At 59.7% G+C, this 18,705-nt stretch carries 14 protein-coding genes and 1 CRISPR repeat array (1 of these 15 running past the window's edge); of the genes, 8 read left to right on the top strand and 6 right to left on the bottom strand.

The window, feature by feature from the left end:
• Positions 1–317: 317 nt before the first annotated feature.
• On the top strand, positions 318–551 hold the full coding sequence (locus P2T60_RS20720; RefSeq protein ID WP_276282738.1) for a hypothetical protein: 234 nt from the start codon (positions 318–320) through the stop codon (positions 549–551).
• Between the two features lie 45 nt (positions 552–596).
• Positions 597–1,775 (top strand): hypothetical protein, encoded by a 1,179-nt coding sequence (locus tag P2T60_RS20725; RefSeq protein WP_276282739.1) that lies wholly within the window; start codon positions 597–599, stop codon positions 1,773–1,775.
• Between the two features lie 9 nt (positions 1,776–1,784).
• Here the strand turns inward: P2T60_RS20725 and P2T60_RS20730 are convergent, their stop codons facing one another.
• Positions 1,785–3,290: an MATE family efflux transporter gene (locus P2T60_RS20730; RefSeq protein ID WP_276282740.1), complete on the bottom strand. Its 1,506-nt coding sequence runs from the start codon at positions 3,288–3,290 to the stop codon at positions 1,785–1,787.
• 178 nt (positions 3,291–3,468) lie between these two features.
• Between P2T60_RS20730 and P2T60_RS20735 the strand changes: the two genes are divergently transcribed.
• Positions 3,469–5,187: a carbamoyltransferase family protein gene (locus P2T60_RS20735; protein ID WP_276282741.1), complete on the top strand. Its 1,719-nt coding sequence runs from the start codon at positions 3,469–3,471 to the stop codon at positions 5,185–5,187.
• A 951-nt stretch (positions 5,188–6,138) separates the two neighbouring features.
• Here P2T60_RS20735 and P2T60_RS20740 read toward each other — a convergent pair.
• From P2T60_RS20740 to P2T60_RS20760, 5 genes are all read right to left on the bottom strand, one after another.
• Positions 6,139–6,267 (bottom strand): hypothetical protein, encoded by a 129-nt coding sequence (locus tag P2T60_RS20740; protein WP_276282742.1) that lies wholly within the window; start codon positions 6,265–6,267, stop codon positions 6,139–6,141.
• An 833-nt stretch (positions 6,268–7,100) separates the two neighbouring features.
• A complete protein-coding gene (locus tag P2T60_RS20745) occupies positions 7,101–7,562 on the bottom strand; it encodes a DUF7970 domain-containing protein (protein ID WP_276282743.1) in 462 nt (153 codons plus the stop codon).
• Positions 7,559–8,395: a ParA family protein gene (locus tag P2T60_RS20750; protein ID WP_276282744.1), complete on the bottom strand. Its 837-nt coding sequence runs from the start codon at positions 8,393–8,395 to the stop codon at positions 7,559–7,561. The genes P2T60_RS20745 and P2T60_RS20750 overlap by 4 nt, the downstream gene beginning before the upstream one ends.
• Positions 8,396–8,891: 496 nt before the next feature.
• On the bottom strand, positions 8,892–10,166 hold the full coding sequence (locus P2T60_RS20755) for an orc1/cdc6 family replication initiation protein (RefSeq protein WP_276282745.1): 1,275 nt from the start codon (positions 10,164–10,166) through the stop codon (positions 8,892–8,894).
• 1,607 nt (positions 10,167–11,773) lie between these two features.
• Positions 11,774–12,046 carry an RPA1 family protein gene (locus P2T60_RS20760; protein ID WP_276282746.1) on the bottom strand — a complete coding sequence of 91 codons (273 nt, stop codon included), beginning with the start codon at positions 12,044–12,046 and terminating at the stop codon, positions 11,774–11,776.
• Positions 12,047–12,404: 358 nt separating this feature from the next.
• On the opposite strand from P2T60_RS20760, the gene P2T60_RS20765 reads away from it, so the two are divergent.
• The 5 genes from P2T60_RS20765 to P2T60_RS20785 are packed head-to-tail and all read left to right on the top strand — an operon-like array spanning position 12,405 to position 14,547.
• Positions 12,405–12,824, top strand: coding sequence for a helix-turn-helix transcriptional regulator (locus P2T60_RS20765; protein WP_276282747.1), 420 nt, complete (start codon positions 12,405–12,407; stop codon positions 12,822–12,824).
• The gene (locus tag P2T60_RS20770; RefSeq protein ID WP_276282748.1) at positions 12,821–13,321 is read left to right on the top strand and encodes a hypothetical protein; all 501 of its coding nucleotides are present in this window, start codon (positions 12,821–12,823) and stop codon (positions 13,319–13,321) included. The genes P2T60_RS20765 and P2T60_RS20770 overlap by 4 nt, the downstream gene beginning before the upstream one ends.
• Positions 13,314–13,436: a hypothetical protein gene (locus P2T60_RS20775; protein WP_276282749.1), complete on the top strand. Its 123-nt coding sequence runs from the start codon at positions 13,314–13,316 to the stop codon at positions 13,434–13,436. The genes P2T60_RS20770 and P2T60_RS20775 overlap by 8 nt, the downstream gene beginning before the upstream one ends.
• Before the next feature lie 29 nt (positions 13,437–13,465).
• Complete coding sequence (locus P2T60_RS20780) at positions 13,466–13,825, top strand: hypothetical protein (protein ID WP_276282750.1); 360 nt, start codon at positions 13,466–13,468, stop codon at positions 13,823–13,825.
• Positions 13,822–14,547 carry a hypothetical protein gene (locus P2T60_RS20785; RefSeq protein WP_276282751.1) on the top strand — a complete coding sequence of 242 codons (726 nt, stop codon included), beginning with the start codon at positions 13,822–13,824 and terminating at the stop codon, positions 14,545–14,547. Before P2T60_RS20780 ends, P2T60_RS20785 begins: the two co-directional genes overlap by 4 nt.
• 372 nt (positions 14,548–14,919) lie before the next feature.
• Positions 14,920–18,705: a CRISPR direct-repeat array (repeat unit 30 nt; unit sequence GCTTCAACCCCTCAAGGGTACATCTGGAAC) (it continues 87 nt past the right edge of the window).

An 18,705-nucleotide genomic window follows, 5' to 3' on the forward strand; every position in this document is an offset into this window, starting at 1 on the left:
GGGTGGACCTCTCGGCGGGTGCTTCGGCGAGCGATTCCGTACATCTCTCGTCCGGTCGCTGGACGCGCTCGGAGATAATTATGACGCGCTTAAGTACGACGTAGGTCGCCGATAATAATTGTCTCCCGCTCCCGTCTCCGAGTTATGCCTGATTCACTGGCGAGCCAGCGGGCGAAGAGACGACGACGGAACTGACGACGACCGAGGCGCAGGCCGGGACGACGTACCGCGACGGCAACGAGACCAGCGTGAGCTATCAGGTCAACGGCCAGTGAGTCGATGACCCCGAGAGCTACGAAGTCGAAGACGGCGACAAAGTGTTCGTCACCGTCTACACCCCGAACGTCTCGACGCCCGGACGGTACTTCACCGCGAACCACCCGCACCCGCACGGAAGCCTGAACGTCACGGTAGATGGGACTCCCGTAGACTTTACGAAGGAGAAGTACACGCACGCGGACAAGTACTTCCATTTCCACGGCGACGACGTGCAAATATCGGTCGAGGCGGAGAACGGGACCGCAACCGAGACGACCACCGAGTCGGCCTGACGCCAGCCAACAACGTTTTCCAATGTCGATTTATAGGAGGTCTCGATGGGGTTCGTAACCGGATTGCTCCGCGTCGTGACGAAGATTCTGCGGGGAGTGCTACTGGTCGCATTCGTGGCGGCCCTCGTCGGCGTGGCCGGGCAGTTCGCCGGGCAGATTCCGACGCCTATCGACGGCGGTTCGGACGGCGCGCCGACCGCGACGACGGGCGACGACGCGACGGCGGACCGCCCGACCGCAGACGGACCGCAGACGACGGACGACTCGACGCCGACCAGCGACTCGGTTCCGACAACCGGCGAGTCCCCTCCGACGACTGCCGTGCCACGCGCGGAACGGACCGCGAGCCCGTGGCCGACCGACACCGTGGTCGTCGCAGTCGATGCGCCGGAGGGGACCCGACGCGACGAGTCACGACTCGTCGCGTCGGCGCTCGACTACTGGAAGGCCAACGACGACGAGTACGCGGCGTACTCGGCCGACTTCGTGTTGAGACCCGACGCCGAGAACCCGGACCTCGTGGTCTCGTTCACCGAGACGGTCCGGTGTTCCGGCCACACCGAGGCGGTCGCCGGGTGCGCGCCGGTCCTGAACGAGACCTACCGGCCGCAACCGCCCGAGACGGTCCAAATCGAAACCGGGCACAACGACCGGTCCACGCTCCTCACCCTCGAACACGAGTTCGGCCACGTACTCGGGATTCGCCACTGCCAGCGACCGCTCGACATCATGGGGAGCAGATGCCCCGGCGGGGTGTCGGTGGACCGACCGGACGCAACCGACCGACCGCTGGCGTGGCGGTCCGCGAACCTCACGGTCTACGTGGACTCGTCGGGCGTCTCCCATCCGGTGGACGAGCAGGTCGGCCACGCGCTGACCTACTACGAGAGAGGCGCTGACGGGACGGTTCCCGAAGAACTCTCGTTCACGCGGGTCGAGCGTCGGTCGGCCGCCGACGTGGTTGTCCGGTTCGGCGACTCCGAGTGCGGTCCCGACTCGCCGTCGTGTTTCTCGTATCGCGGCCGCGACGTGGACGGCGACGGTGCGGTGGAGTACTTCGTCGGTTCGACCGTCACCCTCTCGCCCGAACTCGACCGGGAAGCGGTCGGGTGGCACGTCGGGTACGGTCTCGGCTACTTGCTGGGTGCCGAGGGGAGAAGCGAACTCCCGCCGCCGTTCCTCGATGCGGGATACGCCGACCGGCGAAGCGACTGGTGGCGATAGCCTTCGCCGTCAGTCGTCGGTGTCGGGTTCGGGTTCCGGTTCGGGGTCGGGCATCGACATGCCGGGTCCGAGGTCGTCTGAGTCCACGACGTTATCGGTCCACGTCCCGCGGAGGAACCACGCTCCGGCGACGATGGCGATGACGACGTTCGAGAACGCGATGCCGTACCAGACGCCCGTCGCGCCCATGTCGGCCAACTCCACGAGCAGGTAGGCCGGCGGAATCCGGAAGACGATGAGCGCGAGAATCGAGAAAATCATCGCGGTGCGGGTACTCCCGCTTCCGCGGAAGCCACCCTGCACGATTCGGAAGATGCCGAGGAACGCGAACGACAGGCCCACGATTTGGAGGTAGTCGCCGCCGAGGTCTATCACCGCGTCGGAGTTCTCGCCGGTGATGAACGCGCTCGTAATCGGTTCGGCGAAGACGAACGCGACGACGCTCACGACGGCGAAGATTGTGACGACGATTCCGGCACTCGCGTAGACCGCTCGCTTCGCTCGCTCAACTTGGTCAGCGCCCAAGTTCTGGCCCACGACGGTTTCGGTCCCGCGGGCCAGACCGATTGCTGGCAGGATGACGAGTGAAGTGAGTCGGTTGCCGATGCCGTAGGCGGCAACTGCGTCGTCGCCGACGATGGCGACTAGCGCCGTGAGCAACATCACGCCGACCGCCCGCGTACTCTCCTCGACGCTGGCCGGGGCACCGATTTTCACCATCTCACGAATCGTCTCCAAGTCGGGAACGAAGTCGCCGGGCGACGGTTTGAGACCGACGCGACCCGAGAGGAGCATCCCCATCGCAATCACTGCGCCCAGACCGCGCGAGGCAATCGTCGCCAGTGCCGCGCCTTGGACGCCCATCCCGGCGAAGCCAGTCGCGTCGTACAGCGACTGTTCGAGACCGGTGAGACCGAGCGCCTCGAACAGGATGTTGTTCTGGAATCCGAGGATGAAAAACGGGTCCGCGACGACGTTCAGGACGACGCCGAACGTCATGAGATAGAACGGCGTTTTGGTGTCGCCCCAGCCTTGAAGGAGCGACTGGAAGATGAAAAAGCCGAACATGAAGGGGATACCGAGGAACATCGTCCGGGTGTACTCCAGCGAGAGTTGGTACTCCGCGGAACCGGGCGTGGCACCGACCGCGGTGAGGAGCGTCGGCGCGAAGACGTACCCGACGAGCGACGTGAACGCCGACAGGCCGACGAGGAACGCGATGGCCTGTCCCGCGACGTGGTTGGCGTGGTCCTCGTTGCCCGCGCCCTTGTTCTGGGAGACGAGAACGGTACACGCGACGGTGAAGCCGCCCGCGAGACTGATGACGAGGAAGATGAGTGCCCACGAGAACGAGAGCGCGCTCACCGCGTCCTGTCCGAGTCGGCCGACCCAGAACGTGTCGGCGAGGTTGTAGCCGACCTGAAGCATGTTCGTCAGGACGATAGGTAACGAGAGCATCAACAGGGGTTTGACCAGTTCCCCGTCGGTGAGGTTTATCGACCTGTCACCGTCCATGCGACTCCCTCCGTGAACGATTACCAGTTACCAATGAGTTCATGTTACCGATGATTAAATTCATTTCATATATATGCTTCCATACCTGATGAAAAGTAGCGTCGGTGTCTCGGCGTCGGACGTTCTGTTCTGTTGTCGAACCAAAAGATACTAAATTTGTAGCCAAATAGACATTATCATGGCGTTCATTGGAATCAACCCCGGACTCACGCCGCTCGGGTTTCACGACCCGGCCGTCGTCGTAGTCCGAGGCGGCGAAGTCGTCTTCGGTGCCGAAGAAGAGCGGTTCAGCAGGGAGAAACACGCTCAGGGGTCGTTCCCGGCGGGTGCCCTCCGTGAGGCTACGACCTTCCTCGACGGCGGACTCGAAGACGTGGACGCGATAACCGTCCCGTGGGTGTTCGAGGAGATGGACTCGCTGTTCGACGGGCGAATCAGGGGGAAGGGAAAGCGCGACTCCGCCGACGCAGTGGACGCGATGAACGTCGCGCACCGCAAGGTCCGGGAGGTGGTCGAGTGCATGACCGGAAAGCAAGAAGAGAAGATAGCGGACGCTATCAGGGAGACGTTGGGCGTCTCGTCGCTCCCGCCGGTTCGGTGCCACCGCCATCACCGGTCCCACGCCGCCAGCGCCTTCTACCCCTCCGGGTTCGACGAGGCGCTGGTCGTCACCATCGACAGCGCGGGCGAAGACGACTCGACGGTCGTCTGGCACGCCAGCGAGTCGGGTCTCGAAAAACTCCGGACCTACGACTTCCCGAACAGTCTCGGGTTCTTCTTCTCGGGGATAACCGAGTTCCTCGGCTACCGGTTCAACAACGGCGAGGGGAAGGTGATGGGTCTCGCGCCCTACGGCGACCGCAACGAGGAAATCGAGGAGACGCTCCGGTCGCTGGTCACGCCGGGCGTCGATTACGACGTGACGGAACTGACCCAGTACGGCCCGCGGGAGATGGAACACGTCCTCGGCGACCTGTTCGACCGCGACCCACTCGACAGGGGCGGCGAGTACGACGACTGGCATCAGGACCTCGCGTACGCCGCCCAGCAGTTCCTCGAAGAGACCGTCGAGGCAATCGTCCGGGAGTACCTACCGGAGGTTTCGACCGACAACGTGGCGCTGGCGGGCGGCGTCGCGCTCAACTGCAAGATGAACAAGCGGGTGATGGAGATGGACGAAGTGGACTCGGTTTTCGTCCAACCCGTCGCCAACGACCCCGGTTCGGCCCTCGGGTCCGCGCTACTGGAGTTCGAACCCGGTGAAGTCCCGCAGATGCGCAACGTCTACTGGGGACCGGAGTACTCCGGCGAGACGGTACGAGACGTTCTCGAACGGAACAAACTCGACTACGATACGCCCGAAAACCTCTCCCGCGAAGTCGCCGAGGCCCTCGCGGACGGCCAACTCGTCGGGTGGTACCAGAACCGGATGGAGATGGGGCCGCGGGCGCTGGGCAACCGGAGCATTCTGGCCGACCCGCGGAGCAAGTCGTCGCTCGACAGGGTGAACGAGTACGTGAAACACCGCGAGGAGTGGCGGCCGTTCGCGCCGTCGATGCTGGCGGAGGCGGCCGACGACTACCTCGAAGGCGTCGATTCCGCGCCGTTCATGATAAAGACGTTCGACCCGGTGGACGACCGGAAAGACGAAATCGAGGCGGTTCTGCACCCCGCCGACGACACGACCCGCCCGCAACTCGTCTACGAGGACCAGAACCCCGAGTACTACGACCTCATCTCGGCGTTCGAGGACCTGACCGGCGTCCCCGTCCTGTTGAACACGTCGTTCAACGACAACGGCGAACCAATCGTAAACCGGGTCGAAGAGGCGGTCCGGGCCTTCTACACGATGGGACTCGATATGCTCGTCCTCGACGACGTGGTGATTCGGAAGTAGCTCCTCCGACCCAATTTCGTATATCCGCATATTATACCGTTCGCTCCGATTTCGGGCGGAAGTTCGTCTGTGTTGGGTTTCCCGGAAAACCCAACACAGACACGATTCCACACCAAGCCCATGAACAACCATTTTAAATGGTACTTCGATATATGTATGCTGTAATCGCCGGTTCAGATGGGAATCGTAAATGAGCGAGTATTCTAGCTCTTCTCCCGAACAGAGTCTGGTTAACGCCTATACCGGAGTCCCGCAGAAAGATTTTGTTACTCGGTTGTCAATATCGAATCGTGAACCGCAGACGATTCCTCTTGTACTCTGGATCAATCGTCATGACCCTGGGCGGGTGTCTCACTCAAGAACAAAGCGATACACCGGACAGGACATCGAAGCAAACGACCGCTCGCACGAAGCAAGATTCCGACCAAAGGCCAACCGAGACAATGCAACCGACTGGTCAGCACCTCGTATTCGTAAACATGGACGACAAACAACACACTATCCGAGTCACTGTCGATGCAACCGACGACAGCAATGTCTTTGACCGCACTGTGGACCTAGCCGCCGACGAGCGCCAAAGGTTCTTATTAGACATCGATAAATCAGGGAATATACAGTCTCAGTAACTATTGACGAAGACACGACAGAAACTACGTCAGTCAGTTTTGACGACTACGATATCGAAGAAGGCTCCGACGTTTTCATCGAAATCAACGACGGTCGTCCAAACATCTATTGGGAGGAATGACGGTCCCCGAGGGCAGGGTCAGAAAAAAGATAATATCGGGACACAGACCGTCGTTAGCCAATGGCTGTCCTGCGATGGCTCAGTGTAGGTTCGGCTAGGGTCTCCCGTCTAATTCCAAACGCTGGAGTAGTCGAGGTTCAGTTGGTCCTCAACGTAGTACATCGTGTTCCCTTGGCCGCCTTCGTGCCGTCGAAGCAATCAGCTCAGGCGTGGATGCCGATGATGTAGGCGTAACCGTCCTTGAACTCCCAGACCGGTGCACCGGAGTCACCGCCGTCAGTGCCGATTTTGTAGCCGACACGTGGGTCCGAACGATCAGGGTCGTGCCACATGATTTCGCCGCTGTTGCGTCCCGTCCGACGGCCCTGAAGTCAGATGTAACTGTCAACTCCGCGAGTTTCTCGGGAGTCAGTCCAGCAACGGCACCGGACGAGACGCCAAGTGCCGCGAGGCTTTCCATGAACCGACGACCCATCTTTCGGAGATCGCGTGTCTCCTTCCCCGACATGCAGTTCGAGTGTCAATAAGGTATTAGGATGAATTTTTTATCTAATCTAAAAATTGTGAATTAGAGATGTTTTCGGATTACTCGCTACTCACCGGAAGACTCTGATGACCCCAAACAAGCCAAAATCCCGGTCTTCTGCAGAAATGCTACCTGTACTACGCAGGCGAGTCTGCGGAGTTCGAAGCTACTGCCCCACGTTGCAACGACTTCCGTAACGGTAAGTCCGTATCGTCCGAACGATAGTCTACAAGTGGAATAACTCTGATGAGTATCGGTGTGTCAATGTGGACTTCTCGGGGGAATTCCGGTACTGTCTCAGAACGGGATGCTCGCCGGTGCCCGAGTGCAAAGCCCCGATACTCGCTATCGAAGGTCAGGCATACAAGCTCTACGACACGGCGAAGTGCCCACATTGTCGGTCCGCCACTCGCCCGTGCAGTACACCATGCCGAGACGAGTACTCATCAACTACTCGGACATGTTCTTCTGCAACGAGACGAACCTCGTTGGCTGTCCCAACTACGTTCGGCGCTCCGGAAAACCCTTGCAAGAACTCGCGTAGGCGTTCATCGAGAACATCCTGACGGCAATTCCGTAGAGTCTGAAATAGTCGCAAAGAACGTAGCGAAGCGGGAGGGGAACAAGAGCGAGAGGTGGTTAGCGGTCGTAGCCCCACTCGCGGAGGAGGTTGGCGACTTCGGCGGCGTGGTTTTGGTAGACGATTTGGAGGGCGGCTTCGCGGGCGTCGGCTTTGTAGACGTTCGAGGCGTTCAGTCGGTCTTCGAGGTCGTCGATGAAGTCGTCTTCGAGGGCTTGAACGTGGTCCCGAAGGAAGAACGGCACTTGGTCGCGGCCCTCTTTCACTGTCTCGCGGCGGTAGTAGTACGGGAGTTGCGCGGGCGACTCATCGCCGGTCGCGGATGCAGTTGTCTCGCCGGTGTCCGTATCGGCAGTCGAAGCCGTCTCGGGCGTCGATTGGGACCGCCCAGTGTCGGCCGAACTCGTCGTGTCGGCCGCGTCAGTCGTGTCGGTGGTGTCGGCCGCGTCAGTTGTCTCAGTCGTCGAACTGGGTTCTGGGGGGTCGTCGGCGAAGGGGTCGCCGCCGGTACCGTCTTTCATAGGTCACCACGCTCTTCGAGGAAGTCGGCGAGTTCGCGGAGTTGGTCGAGCGTCTCGTGTTCGTAGTCGCGGAGGTCGCGGCCGTCGTCGTGGTCTTCGACGGCGAACGCGGAGCCTTGAATCGACCAGCACTTCTCGAAGAGCGACGAGCGTTTCCGGATGGTGACTGGGTTCGGATAGGGGAGGTTGTCGACTGTTTTGTGGATGGTTTGTTGGTCGTTGGTGCCTTCGTAGCGGTTGACGACGGCGGCGAGAACGCCGACGTGGATGTCGAGTGTGTCTTCGATTCCGGCGACGACGGATTCGAGACCGTCGACGGATTCGCTTCCTTTGCCGGTTGGTTCGACGGGGATGGTGAGCGACCGGGTTGCGTAGATGGCGTTGTAGAGGTGGGGGCCGACGGTCGCGGGCGGGTCAACGACGAGGATGTCGTAGGTGTCGGGGATGTCGTTCTTTGCGAGGACGTGCTGGAGGCGGCCGAATTTGTTGAAGGGTTCGCCGAGGTCTTCGGCGGTTTGGGCGGCGCGGTCGAGTAGGGACCCGAGGTCTTCGAGACGGTTGTGGGAGGGGAGTACGTCGATGCCTTCGGTTGTGGTGAGGAGGTCGGTGAAGTCGCCTTTCGGTCGGTCGATGAGGTGGTGGACGAGGGTGTCGGCGTCGCTGTCGGCGCGGTCGTCGTCCACGCCGAGGAGGTGGGAGAGACTGCCGTCTTGGGGGTCGAGGTCGACGACGAGTACGTCGTGGTCGTTGTCGGCGTGGGCGCGGGCGAGGTTCGCCGAGAGGGTTGTTTTGCCGACGCCGCCTGCTTCGCTGTACACTGCGTATGTCAGCATATAGGCGGGGTCTCACCCTATAGTTATAAAACTATACGTTGTAACTATACCATAGAAATATACTATACAGCTATATCCCATAGCTATACCACTAAACTATATCAGACAGCTATACTCAATAGCTATCTGCGGTGGGATACGGCTTGTGAGATTCGAAATACCGTAGAGCTATCCTCGACAGCTATTTCGTAGAGCTATTTCAGACAACTATTCCAGACAGCTATCCCTGACAGCTATTTCAGACAGCTATTTCAGACAGCTATTTCAGACAGCTATTTCAGATAACTATTTCGTAGATCTATTACGCATAGCTATACTGTATAACTATACTGTATAGCTATTTTGTCTAGTTATTTCGTGTAGTTAGTTTGGATAGCGATACGGGATAGCTGTTTAAGAGTGCTATCGCGTACAGCGACAGAGAAAACTATCTCTCGGAGAGACACCGTTCTTCCGAAGTCATCTGTTCGAGAAGTCGCGGGAGAGAGAACGGTCGTCAGTCGGGGGAGAGGGTGGCATCGATGTCCGAGGAGAGGACGATTTCGTCCGACGACCGGACGACATCTTCGATACCTTCGTGGACGCCGACGTAATCAACGAGGTCGGCCATGGCGACCACGACGGTTTCGAGGTCGTGTTTGAGGTCGTGGTCGTGGTACTTCCCACCTGACAGTCCCTCGTTCTGTGGAGTGCGGGCGGTGATGCTGAGGTCCGCGAGTTCTTTCAGGAAGTCCCGGACGCGGCGCGCCGACCGTGGGTCGCTTCCGATATAGTGGCAGAGCGATTGGTAGCGGTCGTAGACCGTCGAGGAACTGACGGGTGTTTCGTCGTCGCCTTCGAACGTCGCCAGCGCGTACAAGGTGAGTTGTTGGTGTTCGGCGAGGTCGGCGATGCCGTCCATGACTTCTTCGCGTTCGAGTTTGTCGCGTGCTTTCTCGACGTGATGGTCGTGAACGTGGTCGGCGTCCGCGGCGCGCGCGATGTCGCCCGCTTCTCGGAGCAGGTCGAGGGCTTTCCGGGCGTCACCGGCGTCTTGTGCGCCGTACGCGGCACAGAGCGGGAGTACGTCGTCGGCGAGAGCGTCGTCGTGGAAGGCGGTGTCGGCGCGTTGCTGGAGTACGTCTTGGAGTTCGGGGGCGTCGTAGGGCGGGAACGAGATAGCTTTCTCGCAGAGCGACGACCGGACTTTCGCCGAGAGGTTGTCGCGGAACGAGAGGTCGTTGCTGATGCCGATGATGCCGACTTTCGCGTTCGTGATGTGTTCGTTGCTCCGGGCGCGCGGGATTTGGTAGAGGATAGAATCGTCGTCGCCGATGTTATCAACTTCGTCGAGGACGACGAGGATGGTGCCGCCGACGGCGTCGAGTTCGTCCCAGAGGTATTCGTAGACTTTGTATCCGGGGTGGCCGGTTTCGCTGATTTGGTCGCTTGGGTCGCGGAGTTCGTTGACGAGTTTCACGGCGATTTGGTAGCTTTTGCTGAGGTCTTCGCAGTTGAGGTAGATGACGGTGAGGTCTACGTCGTACTGGTCGGCGTCTCGTTGGAGGCGGTCGAGGAGGAATTTGGTGGCGGCGGTTTTTCCGACGCCGGTTTTGCCGTAGAGGAAGATGTTGGATGGGCGTTCGCCGTTGATGACGGGTTGGAGTGCTTCGTGGTATTGTTCGAGTTCGGTGTCGCGGCCGACGATTGTGTCGGGGGTGTAGTCTTCGAAGAGGGTGTCGCGGTTCTTGTAGAGGTCGTTGTCGGGGGTGAAGCTGATGTCGGGTGGCATTGTGACGTTTCCAGTGTTGGTTACGGGGGTGGCGTTTCCAGTGCTTTCCGGACAGTGGCGTTTCCAGTGCTAGCGGTTTAATCGTTGCCCTCCGTCGAGATATTTCTCCACACCACCGCTTCCACTGCTACCACACCACCGTTTCCAGTGCTTTCTGACACACCATCGTTTCCACTGCTTGGTTGAAGAGAACACGACGAATGGCGGAATCTCGGCAGGAACGGCGTCAGAAGACGGATTCTATGGCACGAGGCTGTCGAGTGAACAGTGAGAGACCACCGTTTCCAGTGCTTCCGGCGCTTCGACTGGACGCTCAGAAAATTCCCTCTTTAGTAGCATCAACCTTTATTAGAACAGAACGTGAGTTAGTCCGTACTGGCGAATTTTCTACACAACAAACAGCCGTTATTAGTTTGGATTTTGATAGGTTCGCGGTGTCACCCACAGCAATACGAGAAAGCACTGGAAACGATGGTCTCTCTCTCCCCCCTTCCTTCTCTCCGAGTTTGACTCCCACGACTGTTTCACTCGGCACAGCTACTCTGGCTCCACAACTACTCTGGCTCGTAGGAGTTCGTCGTGTCGAGCCAGTACACGTCGTCGGCGTCACGCTGATACACGGTAGCGAAAAGGACGAACCCGTTGAGGACGACACGCGGAACGTGTTGAGGTCGGCACGCGGCATCTATTCGCGTTCTCACGATGTTGGTTAGCCGGTTCGTCCGCGTTTTGTCCGAGACCGACGGGCGGCGACGTGGGCGTAGCTGGCGTCCCGGTCGGCGTCAAGGCCGGTCGCTCGCAGGTGCCGGTCGCTAACCAACAAGACGGGTCTCAGGTGGTGCTGTGTTGGTTCGTCGCGGTGGCCTGCTCGTCCAGTCCTGACTCTCACGATTCGGGGCGCGGTCTTGGTCGCTATACTGGCCGTGTTCTTCCCACGTCGGGTTTTGAAGCGACTCGGCCAGACAGGTGACTTCCGAGTTTCACTGTCGCCGTTCCAGACTTCGAGCATACTCGGCCGTTTCCGGGATAGCCGTGTCGAAGTCCGGCCCGAACCCGTCGCTAGAAACCACCTCATCGCTCTCCGGCCGTCTCACCCAGTTCCGTCCGACGCCATCTCGGAACTTCTACCACCCCAACCCCACAAAGCTGTGAGTTCCTCTTTTCGAGAACCCAAATCACTTCAACCCCACAAAGGTACATCTGGAACTTCGGGCATCAACGGCGTCATCGGCCCCGAACAGCACGCTTCAACCCCACAAGGGTACATCTGGAACGCGCGCTCTTGCCGCCGAACTGCCCGTCACCGAGGCTTCAACCCCACAAGGGTACATCTGGAACGGTCCAGACCGGGATTCTGTTCCTCCTGCTGTTCGACGCTTCAACCCCACAAGGGTACATCTGGAACCATGCCGGATTCTCCGGCGTGATAGGCTGTCGTAGCTGAATCCATACAAGTGTTTCCGTCGACCCTCAATTCCCCCTCTACCCCCGGGGGTCGACGGAAACGCGGAGTGACGGAATGGTTCTCTTGGTGAATGTCGGCGGACTGTCGCCGTGGGCGTCAACCGGACGCGGATACAGAGATTGGCCGTTCCGACCACGTTCTCCTACTCGTCTTCTAACTCGCTCGCGTCGAGTTCGCCAGCCAGATACGCACGGCCCTTCTCTGATATGCTATAGTATTGGCCCTCTTTTTCGAGTAGTCCTGCTTCAACGAGCTTCCGACAGCGTGTCCCGACGTAATCGTTGTTATAATCAATATTCACCGCAATACAACCGGGTGAAAGTTGGAGTTCCTTATTGAGAGGGTCGAACTGGGAGCCAAGGACTGTTAGAATAAGGTCATCACCGGCAGTCATCCATTCAACCTGCCGCCACATGATTTCCCAATCGATGGGGACGGGACATAACACGTTTCCTTCACCGCTAAAACTACCTTTAGGCAGTTCTGAATACCTGCTAAAGCATATTTCTATGCTATGACGCCACTGAAAATATGCTTAAGCATAGTCAAGTTTATTAACTGCGAATGTGACGCCTGAAATAGGAACTACCGAAGGCGCTATACGTCGATTTAGACCCGAAGAACGACCGGTGATACAGCACCGGCCTTCGGTGGTTCCCACGGCAGAGAACCATGCTCGCCTACAGGGACGCGGGACTTGAATCTCCCGCACGGATAGCCGCGCGTATCGATTTCATGAACAACCTCGGAACTGAGCGCGGAGGTGCTGAAGAGTGACGACGGCCGAGGCTTTGCCGTCGTTGGTAGACCTGCACGGGTTCCAACGAGACGTACTCTTTGCGGTGTGTGCGCTGGAACGCGACGGCGACCCGCCGCGAGGCCTTCGTGTGAAACAGCGTCTCGAAGCGACGTACTACGAGGAAGTGCATCACGGCCGTCTGTACCAGAACCTCGACACACTCGCCGACCACGGTCTCGTCTCGAAAGGCGAGAAAAACGGCCGGACGAACGAGTACACCACGACCGACGCGGCGCGGACCGTCCTCGACACGCACGTCCGGGCGCGCGCCGAGCAAGCAGGCGTCGAACTCGCCACCAGCGAACCCGACGCGTTCGATAGCGACGAGACCGGGACGCCGGACAGTCAGACGGAACTCGGCGACACCCCGCCAACTGAGGGCGAAGCGTGGTGACCGCCCGCGACGAGTTCGGGCCGGACCTCGACACGGCGATTCCCGAGACGTTCGACGTGTGCCCCGACTGTGGCACGCCAACCGTGAAACTGGGGAGTCACGACTGTCCGGGCGATTCGCTCCAAGACCCCACACGGGAAGAGCGCGACCGCCGCATCGAACAAGACTCCTATCCGGACAACGAGACCGTGCTGGTCCGTGACCGGCCGCGGCCGTGGGCGTACGCCTACCACGAACGCGGCGACGACCGGAAAACCCTCTGTCCCGCTCACCAGAACGCCGACTTCTACGAATGCCCGCGCTCGAAAGCGAAGGAGCGCGGGTTTTCGCCGTGCCAGTTCTGTCGCCGTATCCGCGACGCCCGAGACGACTGGGGCGACGACCGGGACCGAGACGGAGAGAGTTCCAACCCAGAGCGCGACCGAGACGGAGAGAGTTCCGACCGGGACCACGACCGCGACGGAGAGCGCGAGCGTGGGGTGGTGGCGTGTGAGTAGCACGCCGTTCGGACTCTCGGACGGTCACTGTCCCGAGTGCGGCCGCCCTATCACCGCGCTCTCGGCGACCGGGCCGGACGCCCATACCGCCGACCCCTGCGGTTGCACCGTCTAACAACCAACCAGAGACCTCCCTCGAAATCCATGACTAAGAACACCAACGACACGACTGACAGTACTGCCAACGAAGCACTCGACACCACTATCGCGCCCGCGAAAACGAAGGCGGACAAGCAGGACATCGTGTACTACCTCGAACGCCTCTTCGTCGGCGCGTACCCACCCGGCACCACGCTCCGGTACTACGACTACGAACTCATCCACACGTCCGAGGGCGTCTGGAGCGTCCGACACATCAAGGACGCCAACCCTATCGACGTACTGAATCCCGACGCCTTCCGGAGCGCCACTGAACTACAGGCGTACCTCGAAGACCTTGCGGAGTTCGCTCCCGACTCCCGAGAGGACTGGTACGCCCACCGCGCGGGAGGTGACGGACAGTGAGCGCCGACGAGTTCGACCAACCTATCGACGCGCTCGACCACCACGACCTCGCCCGCGAAGTCCGGAAGCTCCGCGAGGAAGTCGAAGCACTCAGCGCAGAGTACGAAAGCCAGCAGGTCGAACTCGAACAACTGCGTGGCGACCTGCAACGCGAGCGCCGCGAGCGCGAGGACGCCGAAGAGGAACTGAAGAAAGAACGAACACAGCAAATCGCTCGCGCGAAAGCCGACGTACGCGACGACGTGGCGGAACTACACGACACGGTGGTCTCGGAACAACAGACGCGAAGCCGGGCGGACGCCCGACTCAAACACCGCGTCAACGAAGTGGCGGACACCGCGGGCGTCGAAATTAGCGATGAGGACCTGATTGGGAAAGACAAACTCGTCCGACTCGTTCGGAACGGCCCCGAGGATGTGACGGACCGCATTTATCCCGTTCACGAACGCGCCCGCGCTCTGCTTGAACACGCCGACGACTGGGGCCGGGTCGTCTCGGACGCCAACGGCTATCGCGTCGTCTACACCGCCCCCGACGCACGGCCATTCTTGAACGCCTACTTCGGCCGGACGTTCAAGTCCAGCGAAATCAAACGCGTGTTCGAGAAGATTCGCGGCTTGGCGGAAACGTCGCCCCGTACCGTCCGGAAAGACAAGACGCGGAAGGGTGAACACGTCCTGACGGTGGAACTCACCGAAGACGACGGCATCCTCGCCGAGTAGCGTCGGCGATTAGCTCATAGGTGGTGTTAGCACAGCCACCGCCGACGGGGTGTCAGCGACACCCCGCCGTCCCTCGAAATAAGGCTCTCACGACAACCACACTTGCACAAAACGGCGAGCGGACTTGCGCGAGGCGGTACGGGTAGTCGTGAGTGTGTTTTGAAGAGCGGTCGTCGGCGGTCGTCTCGCGGACAGACACGGACCTGATTCTGCTAACACCACCTGTTCGGCGAGGGCGGGGCCGAGTAGGAACTGCCCACCTGACTAACCAACACACCGCTTCCCGAGACCCGTCTTGTTGGTTAGCGACTAGCCCCACAAGGGTACGTCTGGAACCTCGTGGATGCTGAGGCCGTTCTTCCACATGAGTTCGCTTCAACCCCTCAAGGGTACATCTGGAACTACGGACTACTCAAGAACGTCGGCAATGGGGTGCTTCAACCCCTCAAGGGTACATCTGGAACGTTCAGAAGAAAAGACAATCTAAGCCGCGGCGCTCGCTTCAACCCCTCAAGGGTACATCTGGAACACTCACCGACCTGCTCTTTCGTCTCGCCGATACCGGGGCTTCAACCCCTCAAGGGTACATCTGGAACTGGGTCCGCTCAGTCGGACAACTGCAAGACTGCTTCCTGCTTCAACCCCTCAAGGGTACATCTGGAACTCGGTCGCTCCAAGCCTCTTCCGAGACGATTTTCGCGTCGCTTCAACCCCTCAAGGGTACATCTGGAACCTCGCCGCCGACAAGAACATGCTCTCCAAGTTCGCGGCGCTTCAACCCCTCAAGGGTACATCTGGAACCGTCGGATTTGATACCGAACGAGCAGAACACTGGTAGCTTCAACCCCTCAAGGGTACATCTGGAACGTCGAGTCCGCTCCCGCAAGACCTCTCAAATGAGGCGCTTCAACCCCTCAAGGGTACATCTGGAACCGGGTCGAGGCCGTTGTGGAACGCCAGCGCTCGGGCGCTTCAACCCCTCAAGGGTACATCTGGAACCGCGGTGTGCGTCTGCCGCCCACCGGACGCCCTGCAAGCTTCAACCCCTCAAGGGTACATCTGGAACGACAACCTACGAGGTGAAGCTCGACGGGACGACCGTGCTTCAACCCCTCAAGGGTACATCTGGAACTGTCCCCCAACACGACGCCCTCTGTCGATTAACATCGCTTCAACCCCTCAAGGGTACATCTGGAACGTGACCGCGTGGAACCGTGTTTTCACCCCGTCAGGGGCTTCAACCCCTCAAGGGTACATCTGGAACGTGACCGCGTGGAACCGTGTTTTCACCCCGTCAGGGGCTTCAACCCCTCAAGGGTACATCTGGAACCACTGCCGGGCGTAATCACTTCGTTCGGGCCGACAGTGACGATAGCGCTTCAACCCCTCAAGGGTACATCTGGAACTCCAGTCGAGAGTTTCGACACCCTTACCGATAATGCTTCAACCCCTCAAGGGTACATCTGGAACACCGCGAGATAGAGACGGCGACCGCGACGGGCGGGCAGCTTCAACCCCTCAAGGGTACATCTGGAACCAGATACTGACGGGGGAATGCGACTCCCCAGTCGCCGCTTCAACCCCTCAAGGGTACATCTGGAACCAGATACTGACGGGGGAATGCGACTCCCCAGTCGCCGCTTCAACCCCTCAAGGGTACATCTGGAACCGGCGTCCAACTGCTCGCGGGCGGCACCGTCGTCTCGCTTCAACCCCTCAAGGGTACATCTGGAACCGTCGGGGTGGGGGAAAAGTTGGCTCACCCAACTGCTTCAACCCCTCAAGGGTACATCTGGAACCCCGGCACCCGCGGGCGACGCCGACCCGGACGGGGACGCTTCAACCCCTCAAGGGTACATCTGGAACGACAGGTCAGACTCCAGCAGATTCGTGAACTCCGAGCTTCAACCCCTCAAGGGTACATCTGGAACGCGAGGTCCGTGACCCGCCGAGCGAGGTCCCGCTGACGCTTCAACCCCTCAAGGGTACATCTGGAACGCCGGAGGTGGCGACGACGAGGAGATGGTGAGGCGCTTCAACCCCTCAAGGGTACATCTGGAACCGCGCTCGGTCAACTCGGCGACGGCCGCGCGCAGGTCGCTTCAACCCCTCAAGGGTACATCTGGAACGGCGGGCGTCGGTCCGTTTCACACAGTTGGCCCGATAGCTTCAACCCCTCAAGGGTACATCTGGAACGTGTCTACGACAGACACGAACTCGACGGAGAGGTTCGCTTCAACCCCTCAAGGGTACATCTGGAACCCGAGACCACGACCGCCGCCTCCGCCTCGTCCGGGTCGCTTCAACCCCTCAAGGGTACATCTGGAACTCCGGCGGCGTATGACCGAGGCGACGACTGCCCGCGAGGCTTCAACCCCTCAAGGGTACATCTGGAACGTCGGTCTGATGCTCCGAACTCGTTGCCTTTAATCCGCTTCAACCCCTCAAGGGTACATCTGGAACCTATCCAGTAAGGTCTTTTCCCCTCCGTCGTTGGTTGCTTCAACCCCTCAAGGGTACATCTGGAACACTCCCGAAGAGATTTTGAGATGCTTCGACTCAAGCTTCAACCCCTCAAGGGTACATCTGGAACCTACGGTACGGCAGTCGTCGGGTTCGGCTTCGGAAACGCTTCAACCCCTCAAGGGTACATCTGGAACGGACCGTGTGGACTCGAAGGGTATGTTTTCGTGGGAGGCTTCAACCCCTCAAGGGTACATCTGGAACTGACCACATATCCGAACTCACCCCTCGACGCCGACGCTTCAACCCCTCAAGGGTACATCTGGAACGAGCAAGCGGTACCGCGTCGATGTTCGCGACAGTCGGTGCTTCAACCCCTCAAGGGTACATCTGGAACGTCGGCGCCCTCGCTGGAGCGACCGACTTGAAGACGCTTCAACCCCTCAAGGGTACATCTGGAACGAACGACGAACGTCTCGACCCGTTGGCCCTCCATGCTTCAACCCCTCAAGGGTACATCTGGAACAGTCTCGTCGCACTCTAAACTCTCCAGTATAGTGAGCTTCAACCCCTCAAGGGTACATCTGGAACAGTCGTGGCGCGACATCTGGGAGCAGATGGACGAGGTGCTTCAACCCCTCAAGGGTACATCTGGAACTCCGCTTCTGTGTGCGCTCACGGTTGCACAGACGGCTTCAACCCCTCAAGGGTACATCTGGAACACCGCAGTCGCGGTGTCCGACGAGGAGATAACCGAGCTTCAACCCCTCAAGGGTACATCTGGAACCCTCTGGCGGTTCCTCGTCTACGGGAACCCCGGTGTTGGCTTCAACCCCTCAAGGGTACATCTGGAACGCTATTTCTTCGACAACGACAACGGCGGCAGTGGCGGGCTTCAACCCCTCAAGGGTACATCTGGAACATGATGATGCAGTAGCGTCGAACCCGAAGGGCGTCGCTTCAACCCCTCAAGGGTACATCTGGAACCCAGCAGGCACGCCAGCAGATTCGCGCGAACAGCGCGCTTCAACCCCTCAAGGGTACATCTGGAACGGAACCCGCCACCGTTTGAATTAGTCGTTTCCTGCCAGCTTCAACCCCTCAAGGGTACATCTGGAACGGTGCCGTTAAGGTCGCTTCCGGGGTCACCGGGTTGGCTTCAACCCCTCAAGGGTACATCTGGAACAACTGTGCGTACCGGTAGGGGCCGGTGCCGGGGGCGCTTCAACCCCTCAAGGGTACATCTGGAACTTGCTCGGCCTTCGTCTCCAACGCCGCCCGCGTCGGGCTTCAACCCCTCAAGGGTACATCTGGAACCGAGAACCCATACACCACGTCACCGGTCTTATCGCGGCTTCAACCCCTCAAGGGTACATCTGGAACGACACACCACAACCTCAGTCATCGACTATCCCCCCGAGCGCTTCAACCCCTCAAGGGTACATCTGGAACCTTCCTCGCTGGGGTTTTCCGGCCACCCGAATGTTTCGCTTCAACCCCTCAAGGGTACATCTGGAACAAGAGCGTCAGTCAACCGATAACCCGACGGTCGAGGTGCTTCAACCCCTCAAGGGTACATCTGGAACTGGCCGAACGCCGACGACGTGACCGTCATCGGGACGCTTCAACCCCTCAAGGGTACATCTGGAACACGACCGCGCACGTCGAACACTCCAGCGGCGAGGAGCTTCAACC

The sequence above is a fragment of the Halorussus caseinilyticus genome, assembly GCF_029338395.1.
Classification (GTDB): domain Archaea; phylum Halobacteriota; class Halobacteria; order Halobacteriales; family Haladaptataceae; genus Halorussus; species Halorussus caseinilyticus.